This is a genomic window from Panacagrimonas sp., assembly GCF_965216805.1.
GTDB lineage: Bacteria > Pseudomonadota > Gammaproteobacteria > Nevskiales > Nevskiaceae > Panacagrimonas.
Genome location: NZ_CBDCGN010000003.1, coordinates 518,790 through 544,347 on the forward strand (window position 1 = coordinate 518,790; position 25,558 = coordinate 544,347).

Consider the following 25,558-nt stretch of genomic DNA (forward strand, 5'->3'; position numbering starts at 1 on the left):
GAACGGCCATGCGCCACCTTGGAAGCGGCAATCGGCCACAGATTTCACCGACGAACACGGTTCGGGCAACGTTGTCCGTGTCATTCGTGGCCGAATGCTTTTCCGAGTCGGGGATTCGAAGGGCGGTGTCCGCGACCCGAAAGAAATGCCGGCTAAACTCAGCTTCTCGACAATTTGGAGCGCGCGGTCTTGAGACGTAAGCGGCGACTGAAAATGCTGTTCTGGTGGGCGCTGGCGGCGTTTGCGCTGACCGTGCTGCTGGCCAACCGCTGGGTCATCAACAGCACCGATTCGCGGCTTTACGACAACTTTGCGCTGCTGCCCGACAACGACGTCGGCATCGTGCTCGGTACCAGCGCCTACACACGCAAGGGCCAGGCCAATCCGCAGTTCTACGCTCGCGTGGACGCCGCGGTACAGCTCTACCGGCTGGGCAAGATCAAGCACCTGATCGTCAGCGGTGCCAACCCGGACTCCACCTACAACGAGCCGCGGCGCATGTGGCAGGAACTGACCAAGGCCGGTGTGCCGGCCGAGGCGATCACCATGGATTTCGCCGGCTTCCGCACTTTCGATACGTTGTCGCGCGCCAAGCACGTGTTCGGTCTGCGCCGATTCACCCTGGTCACGCAGAAGTACCACGCCTACCGTGCGCTGTTCCTGGGCAAGAAGATGGGCATGAGTCCGGTGGCGTTCGTGGCGCCGATCGGGCCCACCGGCGAGCCCGGCAATCGCCATCCGCCGCGCGAGGTGTTCGCCCGGGTCAAGGCGGTGCTGGACCTGTTCGTGCTGCGCACCCAGCCCAAGTTTCTGGGCCAGCCGGAAGCCATCCAGATCCGGCCGCCCGGCAGCGAGTCCGCGCCGTCGCCGCTGCCAGTGCCTCAGGAGACGACCTGATGGGCGAGCGTCGCTACTCGATGCTGGACCGGCTGCTGATCGGCGTTGCCCAGGGCCTGCCCGCCCCTCGTGCGCAGGCAACCGGCAGCCCCCGGGGTCCGGTGGCCGCACAGGGCGATCCGCTGCGCCGCGAGGCGGCCAACCTGATGCGCGTGAATCATGCCGGCGAAGTGGCCGCGCAGGGGCTCTATCACGGTCAGGCCCTGACCGCCCGCAGCGCCCAGACCCGCCAGCATCTGCTGGAAGCGGCGGGTGAGGAGCAGCAGCACCTGCAGTGGTGCGAGCAACGTCTGCAGGAGCTGGGCGACCGCCCCAGCCGGCTGCGACCCCTGTGGTACGCCGGCTCGGTGGCCATGGGGGCGGTGGCCGGCCTGTTCGGCGATCGCTGGAGCCTGGGCTTCGTCGCCGAAACCGAACGTCAGGTGGCCGAGCACCTGGACGAACATCTGCAACGCCTGCCCGCGCAGGACGCCAGGTCGCGCGAGATTCTGCAAGCCATGCGCCGCGACGAGCAGCGCCACGGCACCGAGGCCGAGAACCTTGGCGGCGCGCCGCTACCGGTGCCGGTGCGCGGCCTGATGCGCCAGATCGCGCGGGTGATGAAGGCCGGCGCGTACCGGTTCTGAGTGCGTCCCACCAGTGGTCTGGGAAAAAATGTCTGCCACGGATTTCACGGATAAACACAGATCAAGACATCAATCTGCTGAGCGTCCTTGCTTCACCGATCAGGTGACTTGGTCGACGCTGGCAAGTCACCGATTTTCGATCGGTGTCATCCGTGCAATCCGTGGCAAATGCTTTTTCCAGGTTGAACCGTGTTTGTCCGTGTAATCGGCGGCTAAACGCCGCCTTAGACCCATCCCGCCTCGCATCCCATGCCCGCCAAGAAGAAACCCAAGGCCACGCCTGCGCAGGCGCTGCTCGACGCCCACGTGGCGTTCTACCTTGCGCGCATCCGCAGCGAAGAAGGATTGGCCGCGTTGCTCGTGCAGTGGCTGGACCTGTTCCTCGAAGAAGCGGCGACGCTGACCTTGGACGACGCGATTTCGCGCGACACCATCAAGGCCACCGCGCGCACCTATGCCATCGAGCTGGACCCGGGGCCGGGCATTCCCGAGCTGATCGGCGAGATCGCGCAGCGCCTGCACGCGCACCCGGTGCACGATCACACCGAGCTCGGCGAACTGCTGCCGCAGGCGCGCTTCGAGGACCTGCTCGCCTACGCGCTGGCGCAGCGCTCGGTGCGCGCGCGGCTGGTGCGCGGATTCGTCGCCAGCCCGCTGTACGAGCAGATCGTCTCCGAGCTGCTCTACAACGGCATCCGCGATTATCTGGCGCGCAGCACCGCCGCCAGTCACATTCCCGGCGCGCGATCGGCGCTCAGGCTGGGTCGCGCGGTGGTGGGGCTGGCGGGCGGCGCGCTGGAACGCGCGGCCGAGGACAGCATCAAGCAATACATCGCACGCAGTGTGGGGTCGGTGTCCGAGCGCACCGCGCAGTCGCTGATCGCGGGAGCGCACGATCCCGCCCTGTTCGATGCCGCCGCGGCGTCCTGGCGCGGAATCCGCAAGACCCGCGTCGGCGAGCTGCGCCAGGACCTGTCGGCGCTGGAACTCGAAGAGCTGTTCGTGACCTTGTACGAGTGGTGGAAGCAGCTGCGCCAGACACCCTTCATCGCCGCCATGATCGACGCCGGTATCGACGGCTTCTTCGACAAGTACGGGCCGACGCCGCTGGCGGAACTGCTGGCCGACATCGGCGTCGACCGCGCGCGCATGCTGGCCGAGGCGCAGCGCTTTGCGCCGGAAGTGCTGTCGCGGCTGGATGCGCAAGGCCGCTTGCAAGACCTGCTGCGGCGCGGGCTGGCGCCGTTCTACGAATCCGGCGAGGTCGAAGCGGTGCTGGCGACGCTCAAGACCTGAGCCGGTCAAACTCGTCCGATCGCGGTTGGCGTCGCCTCAGGCCGCCTGCGCCGCCGCCGCGCTGCCGCGGCGCGCGGCCAGATACGCGTCCAGCGAGCGTCGCGCTGCCGGCCCCAGATCGATCGGCTCGGCGCGGCCTTCCACCAGATCGTCCAGGAACACCTGGGCGCGCATCTGCAGGCGGTTCTGGCCGTTGAACTCGGCGAAGCTCACCGTGCCATCGGCCGGGTGATGACCCACCACCTTGAGCCAGCGGTTCTGGCCGCGATCGTGGTCGTACACGCGAAACCAGCTGCTCAGTACCATCAGCAGGTCCAGCAGGGTGACCGCATCCGGCACCGCGACCTGGGGTGTCTCCGCGCTGTCGGCTTGCGCGGGCGTCTCAGCCGGTGCCGCTGCAGGATCGGCAGCCGTAGCGGTGTCGTCGGCGTCGGCGACTACCGCCACCGCGGGGACCGCGGGCACGGCTTCGCCGGCCGCCTGGCTGCCGATGTTGAACACGATCTCGTCGAGCACGCTGACCGCCGGGGCGGCCGCTGCAACGGCGGGACGGGCCAGCGCCTGCGCTTCGACCTGGTCGATGGCCTGGCGCCAGCTGCGCAGCAGTAGTTCGATGCGCTCGTCGAGCATGCCGATCTCGCGCAGTTGCGCGGTCAGCTCGGTGGCCAGCGTCTCGCAGGCCTCCTCGGCACGCGCTGCGGGTTTGCGCGGATCGGCGGTGTCCAGCAGTCGGCGCAGCAACTCCATGCCCTCGCGCCAGCCTTCGCTGTCGGCGCCCTGCCTGAGCAGGCGCAGCGCCATCATCGGCGCCCAGCCGGAGTTCAGCAGTGGCCAGATGCCGTCCGGCAGACGCCGGCTGAGGGTCTGCAGCTGCAGTTCCTCGGCGACGATGCGGCGGGTCTTGTCGATGATGGCCTGGCGCCGCTGGCGTGCTTCTTCCTTCTGCTGGGCAAAGAACTGCTCCAGGGTCTGCTCGTCCACCGGCCCCGGCAGCGCAGCCTGTGAGCGCACCTCGTCGGCAGCGACATCGAACTGGCCCTGAATCTGTCCCACCAGTTCCTCGATACGCCGCAGCGCGTCCATGCCCGAGGCGCGGGCGCTGGCGGCCAGCGTGGTGAGCTCGCTCATCAGGTTGCGCACCGGATGCTTGCGGTCGGCGAAGAAACTGGCGTCGGCCAGGGCGCTCTTGATGACCGCAAACCGCAGCTGATCGAAGCGCGGCTTCAGCGGCGCCGGCAGGCTCGGGTCCTGCATCATGTCGTTGAACATCTTGCCCACCGCACCGGCGCGCTGGACATAGGCGTAGGCACGCGGTTGTTCCCAGCCGGCCACCATCTGGCCGGTGGCGGCGGTGGCGAGGTCGCGGCCCAGATGGGCGTCGCCGTAGTACACCGCGGTTGTGCCCGGCATGGCCGCCGGCGCCAGGCCGGTGGCGCTGCCGAGGTTACGCAGGGCCTCCAGCGTGCTGGCGTCCATCATCGGCGGCGCCGGGTAGGCGTAACTGGCGGGCACCGTGGCGGGCAGACCGGCGCCCCCTGCAGTGGCGTAGCCGCCGACAGCCGGCATCGCGGCGCCGACGGGTGCAGCGCCGCCATAACCGCCCGGCGGTGGCGCTGCACCCGGCGCGCCGCCCCCGATGGCGGCGGCCTTGACCTCTTTCTGGTCGAGGAAGCGCAAGGCGCGGGTGTAGAGCTCGCCGAGTTCGCTGATGACCAGGCGATCGAACAGTTTGAAGATCACCAGCTCGACGTCGAACTCCACATCCAGCGCCTCGGCGCTGCGCCGGAAGGCGGCGGAGATAGTGCTGGGCGACAGGCAGTCGGTGGCCAGTGGCGCGTGCTTTTCGCGCACCAGCCAATCGAAGCGCCGACTTAATTCGAACAGCAGGGTGCTGTACAGACCTTCAGCCTTGGTCGCCATGCTGGACACGGCAATGGATTCTTCCAGCGCCTTGGATTCCTGCAGGGACAGGTTTTCGTAGCTGAAGTCGGCCGGCTTGTGGCCGCTGTCGGCGCCGGCCGGGGCGAAGCCGGCGGCGATCTCGTCGCGGAAAATCTTGCCGATCTTGGGACGACCCAGGCGCACCACGCGCATGGTGTCGAAGTAGACGCGCTGGTCCTTGTTGTTGGTGGCGCGCCGCGCCATCTCGAACAGCATGTCGTCGGCGCCATCGAACATGCGCTCGATGCCGCGACCCAGCACGTCGGACGCAAGCGCCTTGAGCTCGTCGAGGAGCTGGAGCGTGGCCTCGTCGGCCCGGCCCGAGGCCGACGACGATTGCGAACCTGCGTTGACGTTCAAGAAGCACTCCTGCGCATGGCCGACCGGCGGCCCCGCCAGCGGATGGCCTGCAGCTTACGGCGGCTACCGCGGACAGCCATTGTGTTTCGCAATGTGTGGATTGAAAAGGGCATGCGCGTGACGGCGGTCGCGCGCGGACGGGCGCGCGGCGGCCTACTCGAAGCGCAACTGCACCTGGATGCTCTCCAGGTACTGCGCCTCCTGCGCCAGGTCGGCCTGCGTCAGCGGGTGGGTGGTCAGCCATTTTTCGCCCAGCTGCAGGCGCAGGCTGCGGCGCTCCACGCTCAGCCGCAACGGCGGGCGCAGGCCCGGCGTGCGCGCGCGGTGCAGCAGGCAGGCCAGCCGGAACAGGATGGCCAGACGCTGGACGGGCTCGACCAGCACGCTGGGCAGGTCGTCCAGCGCACCCATCGAGAACTTGCTGCGATGCAGCCGCACCAGCGCCGCCAGCAGGCGCTGGTCGGTCTGCGAAAAGCCCTGCAGATCGGCGTGCCGCAGGATGTACTCGCCGTGCTTGTGATACTGCGAATGGGCGATCACCAGGCCGATTTCGTGCAGCTGCGCGGCCCAGCCCAGCAGCGCCTCGGGCAGCTTGGCGTCCAGCTCCCAGCCGCTGCGGGCCTGACGCAGCAGCTTGAGCGCAGTGGCGCGCACCGCCTCGGCATGCGCCGAGTCGACGTCGTAGCGCGCTGCCATCGCCTGCACCGCGCGGTCGCGCACGTCGCGGTCGGCCAGGCGCCCGAGGAGGTCGTAGACCAGCCCCTCGCGCAGCGCGCGGTCCGAGGTGGACATGCGTTCCAGGCCGAGCGAATCGAACACGCCCGCCAGTACCGCCAGGCCACCGGCGAACACCGGGCGACGGTCCTCTCGCAGTGCCGGAAAATCGAGCTCGGCGACCTTGCCGCGACGGATCACCAGCGCGATCAGCTTGTCCAGGCCCTCGCGGGTGATCTGCTGGTCGGCCCAGCCCTGCTCGCGCAGCACCCGCCAGACGCCGCGAACCGTGCCGCTGGCGCCGATGACCTGGTCCCACCCCGCCTTGCGGTAGCGGTGCTCCATGAACTCCAGCGCCACCCGTGCCGCCAGCCGCGCTTCCTTGAAGCGGGCGCGGCTGATCAGGCCGTCGTCGAAGAAGCGCTGCTGATGCACGACGCAGCCCAGCCCCACCGATTCCATCAGCCTGGGATCGGCGCCGCGACCGATGATCAGCTCGGTGCTGCCGCCGCCGACGTCGACCACCAGCCGTCGCGGGTCGGCCAGGCCCATACCGTGGGTGACGCCGCCGTAGACCAGGCGCGCCTCCTCGACGCCGGAGATGATCTCGATCCCGTGCCCCAGCGCCACCTCGGCGGCGGCGTGGAAGTCGGCGCCGCGCTTGAGCTTGCGCAGCGTGTTGGTGCCCACCGCTCGCACCCGCTCCGGCGGCAGGTTGCGCAGGCGCTGGCCGAAGCGCTGCAGGCAGGCCAGCGCGCGTTGTTGCGAGTCCGCGGTCAGGCGCCGGTCCGGGTCCAGCCCCGCGGCCAGGCGTACCGGCTCGCGCAGACGGTCGATCACCTGCAGCTCGGACCCGTGCGCCCGTGCCACCAGCATGTGAAAGCTGTTCGACCCCAGGTCGACAGCGGCGACGACCGAGGACGGGTCCTCGTCGGCGGGGTGGGCGCGGGCGCTTGGCATGCGATCAGTGGAGGCGTCGTGCAGCGTCGCCGACACACACGGCCGGCGTCGGGCCGGAGGCAACTGATCGGGACCGGCGCGGGATCGAGTCGCGGCGGTGCCGGGACGCCGGCACTCCCGGTAGCGTCGGGGGAGCGATGGGGGCGGTCATGTCAGGCGCGGCATGGGTTGATCCTCGGGAGCAGTATCGGGGACCTGACCGGTCCGGGTCCTGATCAGGGCGGGCGAGGTGCGCGCGACTATACCCAAGCCGGCCGGCGCCGACCGCGCGTTGACCGCCGCGGCGCATTACCCGAACATACCCGACTGCCGCGGGCTCAGACCCGTCGCGCGAGCACATTCCGGGAGCCGAATCACCATGAAATTCGCACGTCAGGGCGCCTACGCGGCCCTTGCGATCGCATCCGCCCTGTCCGCCATGCCGGCCGCCGCGCAGGGCGATACCGAGGCCGGGATGGAAAAGGCCAACACCTGCATGGGATGCCACGGTATTCCCGGCTACAACAATGCCTACCCGACTTATCGGGTGCCCAAGATCAGCGGCCAGCCTGCGCAGTATCTGGAAATCGCGCTCAAGGCCTATCGCAGCGGCGAGCGGCCGCACGCCACCATGCATGCGCAGGCTGCCAGCATGAGCGACCAGGACATCGCCGACATCGCCGCGTACCTCGCCACCGCCCCCGCGAAGTGAGCCCTCAGATGAATTCCTCCTCCAAGTTCCTGGCCCTTGCCCTCGTTGCCCTTGCGCTGCCCGCCGTTGCCGAGACCGCGGTGCCCGAGAAAGCCGCCCTGTGCGCCGCCTGCCATGGCGAGGCCGGTGCCAAGCCGATCATGCCGGCCTATCCGGTGCTGGCCGGCCAGTACGCGAATTACCTGGAGCACTCGCTCAAGGAGTACAAGAGCGGCGTGCGCAAGAACCCAATCATGACGGCACAGGCTGCCACCCTAACCAACGAAGAGATTCGTGCACTGTCGCAGTACTACGCAGCGCAGGAAGGCCCGCTGTACACGCCCAGCATCCCGGGGCACAAGGTCGCGCCGAAGTAAGCGCTGCCAGGGCTGCCGCCAGGCCGGGTCGTCGACCCGGCCTTTTTCGTGGGCGTCGTCGGTTCGGCGCACACCCCGCGGCGACGCGGATCGGCCGCTACGGGGCGCGCCTGCGGCATCATCGACGTATGCGCCGCCGGCCGCCATCGATGCGCTCGTCCTGCTGCCTTGCGGCGCTGATCCTGCTGTCGACCGCTTGTACGCCATCGCTGCCGCCGCCGGTGCAGTTGACGGCCGCGCCGGGCGAGCCGGCAGCGTTCGCCGGCATGCTGGCCGCACACAATCGCTGGCGGGCGGCCGTCGGCACCCCGCCGCTGGGCTGGTCGCCGTCGGCGGCGAGTCATGCGCAGGCCTGGGCCGATGAACTGGCGACACGGAATTGCGAGATCAGCCACAGCCCCGCCTCGGACCGCAGCCTGATCTGGGGGGAGAACGTGTACGGCTACCGCCGCGGTGGCGACTACCAGGGCTTTCGCCGCAGCGCGACCGACGTGGTGGACCTGTGGGCCAGCGAACAGGCCTGGTACGACCCCGGTACGCACGCCTGCGCCGCACCGGCCGGCGAGGTCTGCGGCCATTACACGCAGGTGGTGTCCACGTACTCCAGCCACGTCGGCTGCGGACGTGCGCGCTGCAAGGCGGCGGAGGTATGGGTCTGCAATTATTCGCCGCCCGGCAATTATGATGATGCGCCGCCGTTCCAGGCCGAAGACCCTATCGATGGAATTCGAGATTCACCTCTACATGGCGGTGGCGCGGGCCGCACACGCGCCGCCTTATCGAAGTGGCGATCGTCACCCGGTGCTGGTGTTCCTGCGCCATCCGATCGGTAGCGCGCACGATCTGAGCGCGGCCGAGTCGGTGGCGCTGGAGGCCGGCTGGACCGAAGTGGACTTCACCAAGGCCGGTACCCTGCCGTCCGATGCCCAGGCCGAGATGGAAGAACCGTTTGCCTCGCGTTATCGCAGCGCGATGCAGAACGGCGCGGCGCTGCTGGTCTACGACACGGTGGTCAAGCCCGCGCCGCGGGCCTGAACCGCCCCGGAGCACGACCTTGAACTGGTCCCACGGTTACCACGTTTCCACCGGCTATTCGTTCGGGCACTACCGCGAGATGGCACCGGACTGGATGCGCTTCGGCGCGCTGCTCAACGGTTATCGTGCGGCGCCGCCGGACCAGCCGTTTCGCTATCTGGAGCTGGGCTGCGGGCAGGGCTTTGCACTGGCGCAACTGGCAGCGGCGTTTCCGCACGCCGAGTTCCTGGGGGTGGATTTCAATCCCGAGCACATTGCCCAGGCACGTCGTTTTGCCCTGGCCGCGGGCCTCGAAAACATCCGCTTCGAGGAGGCCGACATCGCCGAACTGGCGAAGCAATGGCCGGCCGACTACGGCCGCTTCGAGTACGTCGCACTCCATGGTCTGTATTCCTGGGTGTCGCCGCCGCTGCGCCGCGCGGTGGTGAGTTGCCTGGGCGCAGCCTGCCTGCCCGGCGCGCTGGTGTACTTGTCGTATAACAGCATGCCGGGCTGGGTCGCCGGGATGGTGGTGCAGCGGCTGGTGTACGGATTGCAGCAGCAGTCACCGCAGCGATCGCCGGCACAGGTGCTGCAGCAGGGCGCCGAACTGCTCGAAGGACTGATCCAGGCCAAAGCCAAGGTCGCTGCCGCGCTGCCCACCCTGAGCGCACGGCTCGAAGGCCTCAAGTCGCATCCGTCCTCCTACCTGGTTCACGAATACCTGCACGAGCACTGGCAGCCGCTGTGGCATTCGCAGGTGGCCGCAGAACTGCATGCTGCCAAGCTGATCCCGGTGGGCAGCGCCACCCTGCCGGAGAACTACCTGCCGGCGCTGCTGCAGCCGGAACTGGCACAGCTGATCGGCCAGGGCGAGGGCCGCGCGATGCAGCAGACCTTGATCGACCTGGCCATCAACCAGTCGTTCCGCCGCGACCTGTTTTGTCGCGGCGCGCGCCATGCCAGCCGCAGCACCCAGGAGCTCGCACAGTCCTGGCTGCTCGCGCGCCAGGGCTTGGACCGCCGGCAGCGCGAGGTCATGACCGGATTCGGCGGCCTGGACCTGCCGCAGGAGCTGCTGGATGCGGTGGTCGACGCTCTGGAGTCCGGTTCCGAACGGATCGGCACGCTGGCGGTGCGCGGGCCGTTTGCGCAGCGCCCGATCCACGAACTCCTCCAGATCGTGGCGCTGCTGCTGCACGCCGGACGTGTCGGGCTTGCGATCGAACATCTGCCGGCAGCGCGCGTGCGCAAGTTCAACCGCGCCGTCGTGCGCGCGGCGCTGGATGAGTCGCTGCCCTACGGTGCCCTGCTGGCCGCCGCCACCGCGACGGCGCGGGAGGCGCGCGATTTCGAGCTGGCGCTTTACCCGCTGGTGGCCGGCGGTGCGATACCGCTGGAGCCGCCGGCGCTGGCGGTGCAACTGCGCGACCGGCTGCTGGCGAGCGGTCGCGCGCTGCTCAAGGATGGCCAGGTCCTGCAGGAACCCGCGGCCGAGCTGGCGCAGGCGCAAGTGCTGGTGGATGAATTTCTCAAGGACACCCTGCCGGACTGGCAACGCCAGGGCGTGGTCTGAGGCTGCGTTTCGACTCAATGCCTGCCGGCCGGGAATCGCCAAGCAGCCGCGGCGGCGCAGCGGCCCGATGAACGCGAGCCGGTGGCGCTAGCCCGCATTTCTCACAGGGGCAGTCGCGCGACGTTTCGCGCCAGCGCCTGCTTGGCGCCGCCGATCTTCGGCGTACCGTGTCCGGAGATCAGATGGTCGAACTCCAGCGCCAGCACGCGCTCGAAGTCGGCGCGCATGCTGCCGCCGGCCGGCGTCACCATCTTCAGCCACAGCGGACCGATGACGCAGGGCGTGAAGAATCCCATCGGGCGCATGACGATCTTTCCGAGCGTGGAGATCAGCGGATCCCGCTCGTAATGCTGCACGCTGTCGCAGGTCACCAGCAGACGATGCTGCGGCAGGCACACCACGCATTCGGCCAGCTTGGCCTGGCGGTAGATCACCACCCGCGCACCCGGGATCGGGAACGCGCCGTCTTCGGAAACCTCGTGGCTGAACGCGGGTTCTGCATATTTCTGCGTGCCGGGCACCCCCCAGAACGCCACGCCGAACCGGTCCACGTAGTAGCGATCGTCGCGCCCGTGCAGGCTACCCAGCCGCACGGCGTGCTTGAACGGCGCCTTGGCCAGCAGGTCCGTCTCGGCCTGCGGGCTCAGCCGCACCGGGTTGAGCAGTACCCAGCCGTCGGCGCCGAGGACGGCGACCATGTTGCGACTGAAGGTGATCTTCAGCCCCAGCGGGATCGACATCGAGATTGCGCCCGATGCCAGCCACACGCCCGGGAAGCACTCCCGCAGCGGCAGATGGTCGAGCGCGGGGGGATGGTCGGTTTTCATGGCCACATCTCCGGATCACACGGCCGGGACAGCATCCGCGACAGCGTCCGATCGCGCCAGCCCTGACCGGTCGCCGCCACCGCCACCGCAGCGCTGAGGCGGGGCTAGACCCGTCCCAGATGCCGGGTCACCGCCAGCCACGCGCCGCCCAGGCCGAGCACCACGCCCGCAGCGAAGATCGTGGCCAGAGTCTGCATCGACGGACCCCGCAGGGTGAAGGCACCCTCGTAGAGCTGCACCAGATCGTTGACCGGTGCGGCCAGCGCGTAGCGGGTCACATACAGCGCCGCCACCGCGATCAGCGCGCCGGACAGGCCGTACCAGAAGCCGGCATACAGGAACGGCCGGCGGATGAAGCCGGCGGGCGCACCGATCAGCTGCATCACCGCGATTTCCTCGCGGCGCGCCTCGATGTCCAGGCGGATGGTATTGCCCATGGCGAACACCGCGGCCACGCTCAGGCCGACCGCCAGGATCAGCGACAGCCGCGAGCCCACCGCCAGCGCCGCCGCCAGCCGCTGGCTCCAGCCGCTGTCGAGCTGCACCTGCTCGACCGCGTCGTCGGCGCGCAGGCTGGCGGCGAGGTTGCGCAGGTCGACCGGCGTCGCTGCCGGGTCGGGGACCAAGGTGATCGAGGCCGGCAGCGGATTGCGGCCCAGCGCGTCGAGCACGCCGTCCAGTTCGGTGCGCTCGCGGAAATCCTCCAGCGCCTGTTCGCGCGAGGTGTAGTCGGCGCGCGCCACCGCAGGCAGCTTGGCCAGGCGCAGGCTCAACGCACGGCCGGCCTGCTCGTCGAGCGCGTCCTTCACGAACACGGTCAGATTGCGCGTCTCGTTGAGTCCGCCCGCGGCCTGGCGCAGGTTGTTCACCAGCAGTTCCAGCCCCGCGGGCAACGCCAGGGTGATGCCGATGACCAGGGCGCTGAGCAAGGTGCCGATGGGTTCGCGCCACTGCTTGCCGAAGGCCGCCACGCACACCCGCGCGTGCTCGGAGAAATAGCGTCTGACCGGGTTGGGGCGTTTGAAGCCGCTCATGCGGCCACCCCGCGAAGCTTTGCCAGCGGGCAGGCCGCATGAGCGTTGCGACCGCTAGAGACCGGTGAGCGGCGACGCTCGGTGCAGGCTCGGGCGCATGCGGCCACCCCGCGAAGCGGTGCCAGTCCGCGTAGCCCGGGTTGCCACCGGCAAGCCGGGGTGGGCTGCGTGATGAGCCCCCCCGGCTTCGCGGCGCGAAACCGGGCTACGGCGTTGCGCCCGTCAGCCGGGCTACGGGGCTTGAAACTCACGCGCTGGCCCCGTCGTCCGCGGCCGCCGCACCCTCATCATCATCTTCTTCTTCATCGGCATGACGCGCGGCGGTTTCGCCGACGATGCGCCCACCGGCCAGATGCAGGGTGCGGTGCCCCAGGCGTTCGATCAGCTCCAGCGCGTGACTGGCGATCAGCAGGCTGACGCCGGCCTGATTGAAGCGTTCAAACAGGCGCATCACGTCCATCGCCATGCGCGGGTCGAGATTGCCGGTGGGCTCGTCGGCCAGGATCAGCTGCGGCCGCGCGACGATGGCGCGCGCGATGCCCACGCGCTGCTGCTCGCCGCCCGACAAGGTCTGCGGCAATACCTTCTCGCGCCCGGACAGTCCGACCGCTTCCAGTGCCGCCCGCACGCGGCGCGCGATGTCGCTGTGCGCCAGGCCGCGGATCACCAGCGGCAGCGCGATGTTGTCGAACACGCTGCGGTCGTGCAGCAACTGGAAGTCCTGGAAGATCAGGCCCAGCTCGCGCCGGTGCGCCTGCACCTTGCCGCCGCGGATCCTGGCCAGGTCCTGCCCGTTCATGTGCACGCTGCCGCGATGGGCGCGCATCTGCAGCGCCGCCAGCCGCAGCACGGTGGACTTGCCGGCGCCGCTGGGTCCGGTCAGGTACAGCATCTCGCCACGACGCAGGGTGAAGTCGATGCCCGACAGCACCTCGGCGCCGCCGCGGTAGCGGCAGGACAGATTCTGGAATTCGAGCATCGGTGCGGTCATGGGCCCATCAGGGCCTCGGCCCAGGCTTGGGCATCGAACGGTTGCAGGTCGTCGATGGCCTCGCCGAGGCCGACGAAGCGAACCGGCAGGCTCAGTCGCCGTGCGATCGCCAGCAGAATTCCGCCCTTGGCGGTGCCGTCGAGCTTGGTGATGGTGATGCCGGTCAGGCCGATGGCCTCGTGAAACTGCACGGCCTGGTTGAGCGCGTTCTGGCCGGTGGTGCCGTCCACCACCAGCATCACTTCGTGCGGGGCGTAAGGGTCATGCTTCTGCACCACACGCTTGATCTTGCGCAGTTCGTCCATCAGGTGATTTTGCGTGTGCAGGCGCCCGGCGGTGTCGGCGATGACGATATCGATATTGCGCGCCTTGGCGGCCTGCACTGCGTCGAAGATCACGCTGGCGGAATCGGCGCCCTCACCCTGGGCCAGAATCGGCACCCCGGCGCGCTCCGCCCAGGTCGTGAGCTGCTGCACCGCGGCGGCGCGAAAGGTGTCGCCGGCGGCGAGCAGCACGGTCTTGCCCTCGGCCTTGAAGCGCGCCGCCATCTTGCCGATGGTGGTGGTCTTGCCGGCGCCGTTGACCCCGGCCACGAACAAAATATAGGGCTTGATGAAGCTGGGAATGACCAGCGGCTGCGACACCGGCCCGAGCAGTTCGATCAGGGCTTTCTTCAGCGTCGCGCGTAACTGTGCTTCGTTCTTGATCCGGCCCAGATTGATCTCGCTGCGCAGGCGCTCGACCAGCCACTCGGTGGCGTCCAGGCCGGTGTCGGCCATCAGCAGGCGGGTTTCGAAGTCCTCCAGCGCATCCGGGCTGAGCTTGTCGGCCGCAAAGAAGCTGCCGATGTCGCGGGTAAGGAAAGAGTCGCCCCCACCCACACTCAGGTTGAGGCGCGAGCGGAACTTGGATAGCAGGCTGTCGGACACGGTCAGGGCAAGGGCTGGGGTGTGCCGCGCGGGGCGTCGATGAGCGGTGCAGTGTAAAGAACCCGCGGCGCACCCATCAGCCACAGCCGGTGACCGTCGCGCTCTGCCACCCGTATCGCGGTAAGGCGGGTTGGTGCCGTCAGCGGCGGCAGCATCGGGCCGTAAGGCTCGGCCACCGGATAGCGGAACAGCCGGTAGTGGGTGCGCGCGCGCTGCTCGGACAAGGTGCCCAGCCATACCGGCTCGCTGCCGTCGGGTCCGCTCACGCGCACCCCCGAATCCCATAGCCGGATCAGGCGCTGGCGGCTGTCGTCCAGCGGCTGGCGCAGGGTCAGCCGGGCGTGGTTGCCGGCGTGCACCTGCGGTAGCACCGGCAACTGATCGACGGTGGTGCTCTGGGTCAGCCAGCGCAGGACGTCCATGGCCTTGAGTCCCGGCAGCGGCTGCCAGCCGGCCGCGCGCAGTTCCGCTTCCACCCGGTCCAGGTCGGCGGCCCACTGCAGGTCGAAGGGCCGCAGACGCCGGCCGCGCATGTCGATGCGCGCGGCCGGCAGGCTGTTCCAGCCGCCGTCCCACCATTCCGGCGCCGGCATGTCCAGCGCCACGGTCTCCGAGGTGCGCGTGGCGGCCTGAGTGCTGATGGCGCGATCCACACCCCAGCTGATGGCGCCGGCCACCAGAAAAGCGGCGATCACCGGCAGCGCGAAGCTGCCGGCGAACAGGCGCTCGGGGCGGTGTTGCCGGTAGCCCAGGGTGAGCGCGCCGATCCACAGCAGGCCCATCACCAATGCATAGGCGTTGAGGCTGAACCACTCCCGTCCCAGCAGCAGTCGCGCCAGCGCGATCAGCAGCACCAGCACGATCGCCGTGGCGTAGGCGCGCAGACGCACCTGCGGCGGACGCTGGGTCGCATACAGCATGGCGGCGTAGCCGTAGATCACCGTGGGCAGGATCAGGTCGCGCAACGGGGGCGGGTCGCCGTAGCCGAAGAAGCGGTCGGGCGTGGGCACCAGCGGTGCCAGGCTCAGCAGCGCGGTAATGGCCGCGCCGAAACTCAGTGCCGCCACCCAGTGCGCCGCCGCTCGCACGCGCCGTCGCCACAGCAGGACCGCCAGCACCGCCGCCGCGGTGCTGGCGTAGACCGGCCAGGTGCCAAGGCGCGCCACGAAGTGCGCCAGCGCCGTGCCCCAGGGCGTGGCCAGGTCCGACAGGGTCTGGTGGGTCAGGGCGTCGAAAGCACCGGGATAGCCGCGCCAGCCCAGTCCGGCAAAAGCGAGCAGCCACAGCAGGCCGACCAGCAGCAGCAGCGCGCCCACCGCAACCAGGGCTGGGGTTTCCGGCTGGTCCGGATCGGCCAGGCCCGGGCCAAAGCGGCCCAGACGGCGATGGCGTCGACTCCAGTCCAGCAGGCCGCGCAGCCAGCGCTCGGCGCGGGCGCTGAACAGCACGATGGCGGCGCGCGCCGCCCAGATTCCGGCGATCAGGGTCAGCACGCCCAGCACCAGCAGGCCGGCCAGCCGCGCGGCGACTTCCGCCGCCAGGCCCAGCGAGGCGCCGAACAGCATGCCCGGCACCAGGAACACCAGGGCCCACAGCAAGGCGGCGAAGGTGTCGGCGGCGACGAAGACGATCACCGACATGCCCGAGGCCCCCGCGATGGCCGGGGTGACCGCTCGCAGGGGCCCGAGGAAGCGCGCCAGGATCACGCCCTTGCCGCCGTGGCGGACGAAGAAGCGGCGGCCGGAGGCGATCATCTCCTGGCGTCGCGCCAGCCACGGGGTTTCGAACAAGCGCTCGCCGTAGCGACGGCCCAGGGCGAAGCTGATGCCGTCGCCGCTCAGCGCGCCCAGCGCCGACACCAGCACGGCCGGCCACAGTTCCAGGGTGCCCAACGCCACCAGTGCCCCGACCGCAAACAGCACCATGCCGGCGGGCACGAAGGCGCCGATCAGGAACAGCGCGTCCAGCAGCGAGGCAAAGAACAGCAGGGCGAGCGCGCTGTAGGGGTGCGCGCCAAACCATTCCAGCAGGGATTGCGCGGCTTCGAGCACGCGCGCAATCAGCCGCTGGCGAGGTCGGCGAAGACGGCGCCGGCAGCGTCGAGGGTGGCCTGGATCACCCCCGGGTCGTGCGCGGCGGACACGAACCCGGCCTCGAAGGCCGACGGCGCCAGGTACACACCGCGGTCGAGCATGCCGTGGAAGAAGCGCTTGAAGTGTTCCAGGTTGCCGGCGGCGACGTCGGCCAGCCCGCGGATCGGTCCGCGGCCGAAATACAGGCCGAACATGCTGCCGACGCGGGTCGTGGTGAAGGCGACCCCGGCCTCGTCGGCAGCGGCCTGCAGGCCTTCGCACAATGCGCGGGTGCTGGATTCCAGTTGCGCGTACAAGGCGGCATCGTCCAGAGCGCGCAGCAGCGCCAGGCCCGCCGACATCGCCAGCGGATTGCCCGATAGCGTACCGGCCTGATACACCGGACCCAGCGGCGCCAGCTTCTGCATCACCTCGCGGCGCCCGCCGAACGCACCCACCGGCAGGCCGCCGCCGATGATCTTGCCCAGGGTGATCAGGTCCGGTGCAATGCCGTAGAGGCCTGCGGCCCCGCGCGGGCCGACCCGAAAGCCGGTCATCACCTCGTCGAAAATCAGCAGCGCGCCGAACTCGTCGCACAGCGCGCGCAGGCCTTCCAGGAATCCGGACGCGGGCGGCACGCAGTTCATGTTGCCGGCCACCGGTTCGACGATGACGCAGGCGATGCTGTCCCGGTTTGCGTCAAACAATGCGCGCGTCGATGCCAGATCGTTGTAGGTCGCGGTGAGCGTGAGCCTGGCCAGTTCGGCCGGCACCCCCGGCGAGGTCGGCACGCCAAAGGTGAGCAGGCCGGAGCCGGCCTTGACCAGCAGCGAGTCGCCGTGGCCGTGGTAGCAACCCTCGAACTTCAGTATCCGTTCGCGACCGGTGTAGCCGCGCGCCAGCCGCAGCGCCGACATGGTGGCCTCGGTGCCGCTGGAGCACAGCCGCACCATGTCGAGGTGCGGCACGCGCGCGCACAGCAGCTCGGCCATCTCGATCTCGGCGAGCGTTGGTGCGCCGTAGGACATGCCGATGGCCGCCTGCCGCGTCACCGCATCGATCACTGCCGGGTGCTGGTGGCCGAGAATCATCGGTCCCCAGGAGCCGACATAGTCGATGTAGCGCTGGCCGTCGACATCGTAGATGTAGGCGCCTTGCGCTCGCTCGATGAAGCGCGGGGTGCCGCCGACGGACTTGAATGCGCGCACCGGCGAGTTCACGCCGCCGGGCAGGGTGTGCTGCGCGCGTTCGAACAACTGCTCGGAGCGGGACATGAGGTGGACCGTGACTGGAAAGTAGACCGGCAATTCTACGGACGCGCGGGTGACGGCGGGTTACGCCAGCGGCGGCGTCGACGTCGGCTAGCGGGCACGACCTCGCGAGTCGAGCAACCAGGCGGTGAACACGGCTGCAAAGAGCAGGTCGCCGCTCATCAGCAGGGCGAAGCGGCCGCTGAGCTCGCCGCCCAGCCACAAGACCAGAGCAATCAGGAAGGCCAGGAATTTGCCGGCGGTGGCGAATGCCACGAATGCGCGGCTGATCGCGTCGTGGCGTGCCAGCCAGGCGTAGGCCACGCCGAACGCGGCCACCATCAGTGCCAGCATCGACCCGTACAGCGGATGCGGCGGCGGTTGTGGCAGACCGGCCAACAGGCCCGTGGCAGAGCCTGGGCAGAGAAACAACCCCGCCACCGCGAAATTGGCCGGCACGCTGGTCCACAACGCCCAACGCATCAGTCGTTCCCAGTTCATCGTCTAAGAGCCTATCCGTGGATAAGGCCCGCCGGACGCTATTCGCATCCGGCCTTCGGATGGCGCCCCATTTTTTGCCGTGCTGCGTTGCTCCTTCCTCATTTGGAATGACCAAACCTCGTCAGTCGGCACGGGCGACACGGTGCCCGAGCGCAGCGAGGCGGGTGCGGGAGTCCGTGCTGGCCGCGCCTCCCGCACCCATTGCTTCGCAAACACCGTCTCGGCGCGGCCTTGCCTGGCGAAAAATGGGACTGCCACGCAGACGCGACTTATTCACCGATAGGCTCTGAGTCTCCCGGACTCAGGTGAAACAGCGCGCGTAGCGTCGCGCAGCGATCTCGACGTCGGCGGCGCCGAACACGCCCTCGGCGGCGGCGATCAGGTCGGCGCCGGCGTCGATCAGCGGCCCCGCGTTGTCGGCGGTGATGCCGCCGATCGCGCAGATCGGCAGGCTGGTGTCGATGCGCGCCTCGCACAGCAGCGCCAGGGTTGCGCGCCGCGCATCGGGTTTGGTGCGCGAGACAAAGAATGCGCCAAAGGCCAGATAGTCGGCGCCGCCCGCACTGGCGGCGCGTGCACGATGCAGCGAGTCCTGGCAGGTGACGCCGATGAGGCAGTCCGGCCCCAGTCGCGCGCGCGCCTCGCTCAGCGGCAGGTCGTCCAGGCCCAGGTGCACGCCGTGGGCCTGGGCGGCGAGTGCGAGCTCCACGTCGTCGTTGACGATCAGCTTGCCGCCGTGGCGCGCACACAGGGCGCGCAACGCCCGGGCAGATTCGAGCCGGCGCGTGGGGTCGGACGACTTGTCGCGGTACTGGATCAGACGGGCGCCGCCGCGCAACGCCGCATCCACCGCGGCCAGCAGTCGCGACGGTTCCAGACACAAGGCGGTCGGGGTAATGGCGTACAGGCCGCGCAGGGCGTTCATGGGCCTGACCTTCCGGGGATGCGGCGGCCGCGGCCGACCGTGCGTGCGCGCGCCAGGGCACGCTGGGTCCAGGCCTGCGCGATTTCCACCGCCTGTTCGGGCGCATCGCCGCAGGCCAGGCGGGCGGCGACGGCGGCGGCCAGGGTGCAGCCGGCGCCGTGAAAGGTCTCCGGCAGACGCGGCCAGGTCCAGCTTCGCGGGGCCGAGTCCGGCCGGTGCAGGGTATTGATCACCGCGCCGTCCGGTTCGTCGCCGCCGGTGATGAGCACGCCGCCGCAGCCGCTGGCCAACAGGGTCCGCGCAGCCTGTTCCAGGGTCGCCGCCTGCGGCGCCAGGCGCCGGGCCTCGGCGGCATTGGGGGTCAGCAGGCTGACCCGTGGCAACAGCACGTCCAGCAGCGCCTGCTGCAGACCGGATTCGGCCAGTTCGGCACCGCCGCCGGCGCGCAGCACCGGATCCAACACCACGGGCACCCGCAGGCGCGCCGCCAGGCTCGCCAGCGGGGCGATCTGATCGACCGCGCCCAGCAGGCCGATCTTGAGCGCGGCGATGGCGCCGTCGGCCAGCAGGGCCTCGATCTGTTCGACCATCAGCGTCACCGGCACTGGCGCGACCCGCCGCACGTTGCGGGTGTCCTGTACGGTCAGCGCGGTGATCACGGTCAGTGCATGGGCACCCTGCGCTGCCACGGCCTCGATATCAGCATGAATGCCGGCCCCGCCGCCCGGGTCGTGGCCGGACAGGCACAGCACGCGCGCAGGCGCGGAGGCGGGAATGGAGTCGGTGGACATGGTGCAGAACGATGATCGGCGATTTGATCGCGGCTGGGGCGGGTCGACACCGCCGACGGGCGCCGAGCGTCATGTTGCGATGCAGCACCGCCCTCAGCGTTATTCACAATTCCCCACACAGCGGGCGGTGTAGCCATATTCGCCGTCATGGAACTGAAAGAATGCTGCAGCAATCCACGAACTTATTGTTATCAATAACAAAAAACGCGATGGGCACAATCTGGCCGGTGGGTAGAAATGGTAGAGCGGTCGGCAACTTAGGCGGTCGGCGCGCCGGTTTTGAACAAGCTTATCCCCAGGTTCTGGGGGCATTTCTGAATAAATGATCCTCACCATGCGCTTACGTAAGCTAGTTAAAGTAATTACTGCGTTCATGTTCGGCGCTGGTCTGCCGGCCTTGGTGATCGCGGCGGACCCCGAGCCAAGCGCGTTGAGCCTGCAGGCGCGCGTGTCGCTGCCGGCGCTGCCGGAGCTCTCGGGACTGGCGGCATCGCGGCGACGACCCGGCCTGTGGTGGGCCCTCAACGACAGCGGCAATGCCCCGACGCTGGTCGCGCTCGATCAACGGGGCCAGGTGCTGGGCAGCGTGCGGGTGCAGGGACAGATCAACCACGACTGGGAAGATTTAGCGTCTTTCGAAGACGAAGACGGCCGTTGGCTGCTCGTTGGCGACATCGGCGACAACTTCGGCCTGCGCGGCGAGATCCTGCTGATGCTGCTGCCCGAACCCGATCCGCAGGATCGGACGGTCACCCCTGCCCGTCTGCTGCGGGTGTCCTGGGAGGATGGCGCGCGCGATGCCGAGTCGCTTGCGGTCGACGTCGGCGCCCGGCGCGTGCTGCTGGCAGACAAGGGACGACGGCCGGCGGGCTTGTATGCGGTGCCGCTGGACGGGCCCGGCCCCACCGCCACGGCGCGGCGCATCGCCGATTTTCCCGAGTTGGCGCCCGGTCCGCCGCCGCGAGCGCGGTCGATCGCCTCGATGCGCTGGCGCGGTACCCCCACCGCGATCGACCTTTCGCCCGACGGCCTGAGCCTGACCGTGCTGACGGCGGAGGGGCTGAGCCTGTTCCACCGCGCACCCGGGCAGCGCTGGGCCGAGGCGTTGCGCGAGCCTGCCAGCCACTGGGTGAGCATCTCGCGGCTGTCGGTCGCGGGCTACGAAGCCGCGGCGTTCTCTGCCGACGCCAGATCGGTGCTGATCGGCAACGAGGGCGAAGAGATCCACCTGATGCGCTGGGCACTGCAGATGCCGGCCGGGCCCGCGCCTTGATCACGCGCTGCGGCGTTTCCATCGCAGTCGGCGCGCCCGCGACATTTTCATGGTGCAGTGTCCTGCACCGGCAGGGTGGCGCTGACCTCGCGGCCGTCGGCCAGATGAAAGCGCAGCTGCACCGCATCGCCGGTGCGCAGGCGGCGCTGCAGATCGAACAGCATCACGTGCTTGCCGCCCGGCGCCAACAGAACCTGCTCGCCGGGTGCCAGCGTCAGGCCGCCTGTCAGTTGGCGCATGCGCATCACGCCGTCCTGCATCTCCATATCGTGAATCTCCGCACGCCCCGCCACGTCCGCCGTGACCGTGGCGATCGTCAACGCTGCGCGGTCGGTGTTGCGCAGCCCGACGAAGCCGGCGGCCACTGCCGCGCCCGGAGGCGGCGTGCGCACCCAGGCATCCGACAGCAGCAGTGGAAGATTGCGGTCGGCACAGGCGCCCAGGAGCAGCATGGAAAACAGCAGGCTTTGCAGCAGAAAACGGCGAACGCGGGAACGGAGCATGAGCTGACGGGGGACGGATCGGAACGAAAGCATCGCAGATGCCCGGCCCTGGAGTCAGCCGCCGAGCCGGCGTGACACCGGTCACGCTGCGATGATCGCCTCCCCGGTTTATGTGAGGTCTGCGCCGCCGTCTGCGTCTTAGCATCGCAGCCGACGGTCATTCCGTCCTGGAGTGGCCATGGCGATGGAGAGGTGCCCGTGAATCGACCTGTCGAACCGACACGCAGGCGCGCAATCCGCGCGATCCTGGCGACCTTTGCACTGCTGTGCGCGACGCCGGCGTTGCCGGCGGCACTCGACGGCGACTACCACGCGGTCGTCGACGGCGTGGCGACCGTGCTGACATTGCGCACCGACGGCGACGAGGTCTCCGGAGACTACCGCGAGGGCGACCTGCGTTTCGACGTGCGCGGCCGCTTCGATGGCCAGCGGCTGGATGCCCGCCTGCTGGATGCGGCGCTCGGCTTGCCGCTGGCCAGAATTACCGGCGGATTTGGCGGCACCCACCTGGACTTGAGCATCGCCGCCAGCCATCCGCTGACCGGCGCCAGCCAGACGCGGCAGGCCCGATTCACGCGCGCCGGCAGCGCAGGTGAAACACCGTCTCCGTCGCCGCCAGCAACGGCGGCTGGCGGTGGTGACCTCGACCCGGCCATCGTCGGCACCTGGGTGCACGAAACCCAGATCAACAGCGGCGGTCGGGATTTCGCCGGCTTCGCCACCGTGCGCACCCTGGAATTGGGTGCCGACGGCCAGGTGCGGCAGTGGGTGCAATCGGCCGGTGGCGGCAGCGACTGGAGCTACGGCTCCGGCGGCCCGGAGCTGGAGTTGCAGGGACAGTGGTATGCCGACGGCGGCATCGTCTACGTGCGGCTGCAGGGACAGGCGCAATTCGCCGCGGCTACCCGCTACCGGCTGGTCGGCGCCTACCTCGTGACCGAGAACGTCGACGGGCGCATCAACTGGCGGCGGCGCTGAGCGGGCTAGAGCGCGTCCAGGGTGGCGGCACCCAGGCGGTTCATCTGCGCGCGGATCCAGGCGGCGCGGTTCTCCACGTAGCTCGATGGCCGTTCCACGCGGAAGCGCGCAGGGTTGGGCAGCACCGCCGCCAGCAGCGCCGCCTCGTGGTGGGTGAGCTGCGAGGCATGCTTGCGGAAGTAGGTCTGCGCGGCGGCTTCCACCCCGTACACGCCGGGGCCGAATTCAATCACGTTCAGGTACACCTCCAGCACGCGCCGCTTGGGCCACAGCAGCTCGATCAGCAAGGTGTAGCCGGTTTCCAGCCCCTTGCGGACCCAGCTGCGTTGCGGCCACAGGAACAGGTTCTTGGCCAGTTGCTGCGTGATGGTGCTGGCGCCGCGCGTGCGGCGGTTGTGGCGGTTGTGCTCAATGGCCTTGCCGATGGCCTCGAAATCCAGCCCGATGTGCTCGGCAAAGCGCTGGTCTTCGGCCGCGATCACCGCCAGCTTCGCCGCCGGCGAGATCTGTTTCCACGACACCCACTGGTGACGCAGCGGCGGGCGCTCTTCCGCCGCGAACAGGTTATCGACTTGGTAGCGCAGCATGAAGCTGGACGTCCAGGCCGGCACCACCCGCAGCACCAGCACCGGCAGCACGCTCACGGCCAGCACCGCCAGCAGCGTCCAAAGCAGCAGGCGGCGACCCAGCGGGCGGCGGGAGGACATGGAGTCGGTATCGGAGTGTTGCGGCTCGACGTACAGCTCGGGCAGATCGCCCGGTGAGCGGGTGTCGAGCGTAGGCGGTCGGCGGTCCACGGCGCGGGGTCCGTGCGGGCGTGGGGGCATTTTACCCCTCAGCGCGTGCGATCGTCCGGCAGCTGGAACACCGGCAGGCTCAGGCCGAAAGCGATGGCGGCCAGGCGCAGGGCGGCAATGGTGAACATGCCAACGCCCATCGCCACGTCACGGTCCAGGTCCGCAGCGAACAGTCGCAGCAGCACGAACAGCGCGCAGCCGGCGATGGCTGCGGTCGCGTAGATATGGCCTTTGCGCAGGATCAGCGGAATCTCGTTGCACAGCACGTCGCGCAGCATGCCGCCGACCACGCCGGTGATGGTGCCCATCATCACCGCCACCAGACCGTGACACCCTGCGGCCAGTGCGATCTGCGCGCCGGAGATGCTGAACAGGGCCAGCCCCAGCGCATCGGCCGCCTGTAGAAATTTTTCCGGTGGCCGGGCCAGCCGCACATAGGGAATGGTGAGCAAAGCGGCGGCCAGGATCACCATCAGGAATTGCGGCTGCTGCACCCAGAACACCGGACGGTCCAGCAGCAGATCGCGCAGGGTGCCGCCGCCGGTGGCGGTGACGGTGGCGATGACCACCACGCCAAGCAGGTCCAGCGACTTGCGTCCCGCCGCCAGCGCGCCGGACACCGCGAAGACGGCCACGCCGGCCAGTTGCACGGTCGCCATCAGGGACAGGCTGGAGATCATGTGCCGGGATTGTGCGGCGCTGCGCCGCTGAGCAGCGGCGCCATCGCCTGCAGCCGGTGGCCGAAGAACTGCAGGCAGGCGCGGATGCGCGCGCTCTTGCGCAGGTCCGGGTGGGTCAGGATCCACAATTCGATGTCGGCCTCGACGTGGGTGTCCGGCAGGCGCACCAGGCGCGGGTTGGCGTCCGCCGAAAAGCACGGCAGCGCGCCGCAGCCCAGGCCCGCCAGCACCGCCGCGGTAGCCGCGCCGATGGAGTCGAAGCGCAGCATCTGGCGCGACTCCGGCACCCGCTCGGCCAGCCACAGGGCCTGGCGCACCCTTGCCATCGGGCCTTCGAAGCCGATCCATTCGTACTGGTCCAGTGGCCGGTCGCGACCCGCGCGTTCCAGGTACCCGGCGGTGGCGTAGGACGCAAAGCCGATGGTACCGACACTACGGCCGACCAGATTCGGCGGTGGCGCTGCGGTGACCCGGATTGCCACGTCGGCGTCGCGCCGGGTCAGGTCCACCACCTGATTGTTGGCGGAGATCGCCAGGGTGACGCCGGGGTAGCGCTGGCGGAATTCGGCCAGCAGCGATGGCAACAGGTATTGCGCCACCGCCTCGCTGGTGCTCAGGCGGATGTGGCCCTCAAGCTTGAGGTCGGTGCCGCGCACCCGGCGTTCCACACCCATCGCTTCGGCCTCCATGCGTTCGGCGGCCTCGGCCAGCGCCTCGCCGGCGTCGGTCAGGCGATAGCCGCTGCGCTGGCGCTCGAACAGGCGCACTTCGAGCTGGGTTTCCAGCGTCTCCAGGCGGCGATACACGCTGGACGGGTTGACCTTCAGCAGCCGCGCGGCCGCCGCCAGGCCCTCACCGCGGGCGATGGCGAGCACGTAGCGCAGGTCGTCCCAGTCCATGTCGCCAGCCTGGGGTTAATCTTGCAAAAACGCAAACTGAAAATTCAAAAATATGGAGTTTTATTGCGCAGGCGTCGAGCGCAATCTGTCTCCCATGACGCGACGGGATGTTCCCGCCACGCGAAAACTCAGGAGTACACCATGTCCCTCTTTGCCCCCCTAGCCGCCAACAACCGCAACGACGAGCGCGCGATCAGCCCCGGCATTCTCGGTGCCACCGGACTCAGCCGCAGCGTGCTGGCCGACCTCTTCCGCCACGATGGACTGTTCGGCGCCGACTCCGCCCTCGGCGACGCCGAGCAGGCGGTGGTGCAGGCCCGCCTGGGCCCGGTGCCCGGACTGCCCGGCCGGCCAGTCCTGGCGCCGACCGACGCCCGCCTGCTGGCACTGGCCGCGTACACCGACGCGGTGGTGGCCCGTCAGGGCGTGGCCCGGGCCCAGGAGGCCGCGCAGTTGAAGCAGGCGGGGTTCAGTCCGGCTGCGGTGTCCGAGGTCGGTCAGATCGTGCGCAACGTGCGGGACGTGTTTGGCCTACGCGTCCAGCCGCGGTCCGATGCGCGCCTGGATACGCTGAGCTCTTCGGCACTGGCGCAGGCGGCGTGATGGTGCAGGGCGCGCCCAGGCACGCCGAGCCAGGGTGCCCGGGCCCGCCGACTGCGATACCGTCCGGATCGCAG

General features: G+C 69.2%; 26 protein-coding genes. 11 read left to right on the forward strand and 15 right to left on the reverse strand.

Annotated elements, in window-relative coordinates:
• Window positions 1–213 precede the first annotated feature (213 nt).
• The 3 genes from ACOOHP_RS15535 (at window position 214) to ACOOHP_RS15545 (ending at window position 2,819) form a co-directional block, all read left to right on the forward strand.
• Window positions 214–897 (forward strand): SanA/YdcF family protein, encoded by a 684-nt coding sequence (locus ACOOHP_RS15535; protein WP_420467396.1) that lies wholly within the window; start codon window positions 214–216, stop codon window positions 895–897.
• Window positions 897–1,523 (forward strand): 2-polyprenyl-3-methyl-6-methoxy-1,4-benzoquinone monooxygenase, encoded by a 627-nt coding sequence (gene coq7 / locus ACOOHP_RS15540; protein ID WP_420467397.1) that lies wholly within the window; start codon window positions 897–899, stop codon window positions 1,521–1,523. Before ACOOHP_RS15535 ends, coq7 begins: the two co-directional genes overlap by 1 nt.
• A 249-nt stretch (window positions 1,524–1,772) precedes the next feature.
• The gene (locus ACOOHP_RS15545) at window positions 1,773–2,819 is read left to right on the forward strand and encodes a hypothetical protein (protein WP_420467398.1); all 1,047 of its coding nucleotides are present in this window, start codon (window positions 1,773–1,775) and stop codon (window positions 2,817–2,819) included.
• A 36-nt stretch (window positions 2,820–2,855) separates the two neighbouring features.
• On the opposite strand, the gene ACOOHP_RS15550 is transcribed toward ACOOHP_RS15545, so the two are convergent.
• Window positions 2,856–5,120 (reverse strand): DUF1631 family protein, encoded by a 2,265-nt coding sequence (locus ACOOHP_RS15550; RefSeq protein ID WP_420467399.1) that lies wholly within the window; start codon window positions 5,118–5,120, stop codon window positions 2,856–2,858.
• Between the two features lie 153 nt (window positions 5,121–5,273).
• Entirely contained in the window at window positions 5,274–6,794 is a 1,521-nt protein-coding gene (locus tag ACOOHP_RS15555) for an exopolyphosphatase (protein WP_420467400.1), read from the reverse strand.
• Window positions 6,795–7,152: 358 nt separating this feature from the next.
• Between ACOOHP_RS15555 and ACOOHP_RS15560 the strand changes: the two genes are divergently transcribed.
• The 5 genes from ACOOHP_RS15560 to ACOOHP_RS15580 all read left to right on the forward strand — a co-directional run bounded on the left by ACOOHP_RS15560 (window position 7,153) and on the right by ACOOHP_RS15580 (window position 10,431).
• Window positions 7,153–7,485, forward strand: coding sequence for a c-type cytochrome (locus ACOOHP_RS15560; protein ID WP_420467401.1), 333 nt, complete (start codon window positions 7,153–7,155; stop codon window positions 7,483–7,485).
• An 8-nt stretch (window positions 7,486–7,493) separates the two neighbouring features.
• Window positions 7,494–7,841, forward strand: coding sequence for a c-type cytochrome (locus ACOOHP_RS15565; protein ID WP_420467402.1), 348 nt, complete (start codon window positions 7,494–7,496; stop codon window positions 7,839–7,841).
• Between the two features lie 149 nt (window positions 7,842–7,990).
• A complete protein-coding gene (locus ACOOHP_RS15570) occupies window positions 7,991–8,674 on the forward strand; it encodes a CAP domain-containing protein (RefSeq protein WP_420467403.1) in 684 nt (227 codons plus the stop codon).
• The gene (locus tag ACOOHP_RS15575; RefSeq protein WP_420467404.1) at window positions 8,643–8,876 is read left to right on the forward strand and encodes a hypothetical protein; all 234 of its coding nucleotides are present in this window, start codon (window positions 8,643–8,645) and stop codon (window positions 8,874–8,876) included. Before ACOOHP_RS15570 ends, ACOOHP_RS15575 begins: the two co-directional genes overlap by 32 nt.
• 19 nt (window positions 8,877–8,895) lie before the next feature.
• Window positions 8,896–10,431 carry a methyltransferase regulatory domain-containing protein gene (locus ACOOHP_RS15580; protein WP_420467405.1) on the forward strand — a complete coding sequence of 512 codons (1,536 nt, stop codon included), beginning with the start codon at window positions 8,896–8,898 and terminating at the stop codon, window positions 10,429–10,431.
• A 101-nt stretch (window positions 10,432–10,532) separates the two neighbouring features.
• Here the strand turns inward: ACOOHP_RS15580 and ACOOHP_RS15585 are convergent, their stop codons facing one another.
• The 9 genes from ACOOHP_RS15585 to thiD form a co-directional block, all read right to left on the reverse strand.
• Window positions 10,533–11,258: a hypothetical protein gene (locus ACOOHP_RS15585; protein WP_420467406.1), complete on the reverse strand. Its 726-nt coding sequence runs from the start codon at window positions 11,256–11,258 to the stop codon at window positions 10,533–10,535.
• A 104-nt stretch (window positions 11,259–11,362) separates the two neighbouring features.
• On the reverse strand, window positions 11,363–12,292 hold the full coding sequence (ftsX, locus tag ACOOHP_RS15590) for a permease-like cell division protein FtsX (protein WP_420467407.1): 930 nt from the start codon (window positions 12,290–12,292) through the stop codon (window positions 11,363–11,365).
• A gap of 247 nt (window positions 12,293–12,539) precedes the next feature.
• Window positions 12,540–13,271, reverse strand: coding sequence for a cell division ATP-binding protein FtsE (gene ftsE, locus ACOOHP_RS15595; protein WP_420468725.1), 732 nt, complete (start codon window positions 13,269–13,271; stop codon window positions 12,540–12,542).
• Between the two features lie 8 nt (window positions 13,272–13,279).
• Window positions 13,280–14,212 carry a signal recognition particle-docking protein FtsY gene (gene ftsY, locus ACOOHP_RS15600; RefSeq protein WP_420467408.1) on the reverse strand — a complete coding sequence of 311 codons (933 nt, stop codon included), beginning with the start codon at window positions 14,210–14,212 and terminating at the stop codon, window positions 13,280–13,282.
• A 2-nt stretch (window positions 14,213–14,214) separates the two neighbouring features.
• A complete protein-coding gene (locus ACOOHP_RS15605; RefSeq protein ID WP_420467409.1) occupies window positions 14,215–16,263 on the reverse strand; it encodes a VTT domain-containing protein in 2,049 nt (682 codons plus the stop codon).
• A gap of 8 nt (window positions 16,264–16,271) precedes the next feature.
• Window positions 16,272–17,558 (reverse strand): glutamate-1-semialdehyde 2,1-aminomutase, encoded by a 1,287-nt coding sequence (gene hemL / locus ACOOHP_RS15610; RefSeq protein WP_420467410.1) that lies wholly within the window; start codon window positions 17,556–17,558, stop codon window positions 16,272–16,274.
• A gap of 87 nt (window positions 17,559–17,645) precedes the next feature.
• A complete protein-coding gene (locus ACOOHP_RS15615) occupies window positions 17,646–18,035 on the reverse strand; it encodes a hypothetical protein (RefSeq protein ID WP_420467411.1) in 390 nt (129 codons plus the stop codon).
• Window positions 18,036–18,336: 301 nt separating this feature from the next.
• Window positions 18,337–18,960, reverse strand: coding sequence for a thiamine phosphate synthase (thiE, locus tag ACOOHP_RS15620; protein WP_420467412.1), 624 nt, complete (start codon window positions 18,958–18,960; stop codon window positions 18,337–18,339).
• Window positions 18,957–19,751: a bifunctional hydroxymethylpyrimidine kinase/phosphomethylpyrimidine kinase gene (gene thiD / locus ACOOHP_RS15625; RefSeq protein WP_420467413.1), complete on the reverse strand. Its 795-nt coding sequence runs from the start codon at window positions 19,749–19,751 to the stop codon at window positions 18,957–18,959. Before thiD ends, thiE begins: the two co-directional genes overlap by 4 nt.
• A gap of 322 nt (window positions 19,752–20,073) precedes the next feature.
• Here thiD and ACOOHP_RS15630 point away from each other — a divergent pair, with 322 nt between their 5' ends.
• Window positions 20,074–21,024 (forward strand): hypothetical protein, encoded by a 951-nt coding sequence (locus ACOOHP_RS15630; RefSeq protein ID WP_420467414.1) that lies wholly within the window; start codon window positions 20,074–20,076, stop codon window positions 21,022–21,024.
• Between the two features lie 47 nt (window positions 21,025–21,071).
• Here ACOOHP_RS15630 and ACOOHP_RS15635 read toward each other — a convergent pair whose 3' ends face one another.
• Window positions 21,072–21,527, reverse strand: coding sequence for a copper chaperone PCu(A)C (locus ACOOHP_RS15635; RefSeq protein WP_420467415.1), 456 nt, complete (start codon window positions 21,525–21,527; stop codon window positions 21,072–21,074).
• Window positions 21,528–21,725: 198 nt separating this feature from the next.
• Between ACOOHP_RS15635 and ACOOHP_RS15640 the strand changes: the two genes are divergently transcribed.
• Window positions 21,726–22,505 carry a hypothetical protein gene (locus ACOOHP_RS15640; RefSeq protein WP_420467416.1) on the forward strand — a complete coding sequence of 260 codons (780 nt, stop codon included), beginning with the start codon at window positions 21,726–21,728 and terminating at the stop codon, window positions 22,503–22,505.
• Window positions 22,506–22,510: 5 nt separating this feature from the next.
• Here ACOOHP_RS15640 and mtgA read toward each other — a convergent pair whose 3' ends face one another.
• The 3 genes from mtgA to ACOOHP_RS15655 all read right to left on the reverse strand — a co-directional run bounded on the left by mtgA (window position 22,511) and on the right by ACOOHP_RS15655 (window position 24,881).
• The gene (gene mtgA, locus ACOOHP_RS15645; RefSeq protein WP_420468726.1) at window positions 22,511–23,212 is read right to left on the reverse strand and encodes a monofunctional biosynthetic peptidoglycan transglycosylase; all 702 of its coding nucleotides are present in this window, start codon (window positions 23,210–23,212) and stop codon (window positions 22,511–22,513) included.
• A 128-nt stretch (window positions 23,213–23,340) separates the two neighbouring features.
• The gene (locus ACOOHP_RS15650; protein ID WP_420467417.1) at window positions 23,341–23,982 is read right to left on the reverse strand and encodes a trimeric intracellular cation channel family protein; all 642 of its coding nucleotides are present in this window, start codon (window positions 23,980–23,982) and stop codon (window positions 23,341–23,343) included.
• Window positions 23,979–24,881, reverse strand: a complete 903-nt coding sequence (locus ACOOHP_RS15655; RefSeq protein ID WP_420467418.1) for a LysR family transcriptional regulator — start codon at window positions 24,879–24,881, stop codon at window positions 23,979–23,981. Before ACOOHP_RS15655 ends, ACOOHP_RS15650 begins: the two co-directional genes overlap by 4 nt.
• 141 nt (window positions 24,882–25,022) lie before the next feature.
• Between ACOOHP_RS15655 and ACOOHP_RS15660 the strand changes: the two genes are divergently transcribed.
• Window positions 25,023–25,484 carry a hypothetical protein gene (locus ACOOHP_RS15660; RefSeq protein ID WP_420467419.1) on the forward strand — a complete coding sequence of 154 codons (462 nt, stop codon included), beginning with the start codon at window positions 25,023–25,025 and terminating at the stop codon, window positions 25,482–25,484.
• Window positions 25,485–25,558 lie beyond the last annotated feature (74 nt).